This is a genomic window from Streptomyces sp. MBT65 (genome assembly GCF_016612545.1).
GTDB lineage: Bacteria > Actinomycetota > Actinomycetes > Streptomycetales > Streptomycetaceae > Streptomyces.
On sequence record NZ_JAENRY010000719.1, the window covers coordinates 1 to 1,178 of the forward strand.

Here is a 1,178-nt window from a genome sequence, read left to right on the forward strand (position 1 = left end):
GAACCGGCTGGTCTGGGGGCCGCCGGGTCGGCGGTGACCTGCCCGTAGGGCGGCCCCCAGACCAGCCGGTTCAGCACCTCCAGGGACTCCTCGGGGGCGCCGGCGAGCAGCGTCTTCATCCGCCTCCGGGCCGTGAACAGCTTGGTGAGCGCGGCCACCGCGGACACGGAGTCATGGGTGGAGGGCAGCCCGGCGGCCGTCACGATCTCCTGGATCCGCCCCGGCGACATCCCCGCCGTGGCCTCCGCGACCGTAGGACCGAGACCCGTCGGCGACGGATGCTGCGGCGACGGCGCCAGCAGCTCACGCGCCGTCCGCACCAGCCGCAGCCGGTCGTCCGCACCCCACACCAGCGCCTGCTCCCGCAGGGTCGCGAGGGCGCGCGGCAGCGCGTGCGTGACGGCCGCGTCGCGCGCGTCGCCCGCCATGAGCCCCAGCAGCGCGTCGTACGGCGCCGGGTCCGCCGCCACGGCCAGCGCCTCCGCCGTCTGGAGCGCGAACCGGTCCAGCCGCTCCAGCGCCCGCACGACCGACCCGCGCGTACCGGCCCGGGTCGCGAGCTGCGTGAGGTCGGTGGGCACGGGCGTGATGAGGTCGGGACGGCTGCGCAGCAGCGCGGCCAGGGACGCGTCGTCCCTGCTTCGAAGCGCCTCCGCGAGCGAACGGGGCGGCGTGGCCGGGGTGCTCATCCGACCCACGGTAGCGGGTGGGGGTGACAGCGGGGGAGCGCGCACGACGTGAGGTTCCCGGCATCGGGCCTGCTGGCGGTAACGTCTGTCACCGAGGGGTATCCAACGCACCCGCCCCTGAGGGGACTTCGTGGGTATCGAGAGCGACCAGGTCGTCTACGAGTATCTGAGCCGCGTCGGTGACGTCGCGCAGCAGCGGCAGCTGCCCTCGGTCACGCGGATGCGGCTCGTGTCCGAGCTGCGCAACGAGATCGACCGCCGGCGGGCCGGTTCCACCGTGGACACCCCCGCCGCCGTCCAGCGCATCCTCAAGGGTCTCGGCAGCCCGGACGAGGTCGTCGCCGCGGCCGGCACCGGCGCCGGCGTCCCCCAGGCACCGACCGCCTCCGTACCCGTACAACGGGACCACGAGGACGATCTACGGCCCAAGGGCCTGCGCCGGGTCGTACCGCTGCCGCGTCCGCGCCCCACCCAGGCCGCGCCCGCGCC

Annotated in this window: 2 pseudogenes; one reads left to right on the forward strand and one right to left on the reverse strand. The window is 75.4% G+C overall.

What is annotated here, in order from left to right:
* A pseudogene (locus JHN63_RS51775) lies at positions 1–689 on the reverse strand (DNA-binding protein); the annotation flags it as partial.
* Positions 690–819: 130 nt separating this feature from the next.
* Here JHN63_RS51775 and JHN63_RS51780 point away from each other — a divergent pair.
* Positions 820–1,178, forward strand: a pseudogene (locus tag JHN63_RS51780) (hypothetical protein); the annotation flags it as partial.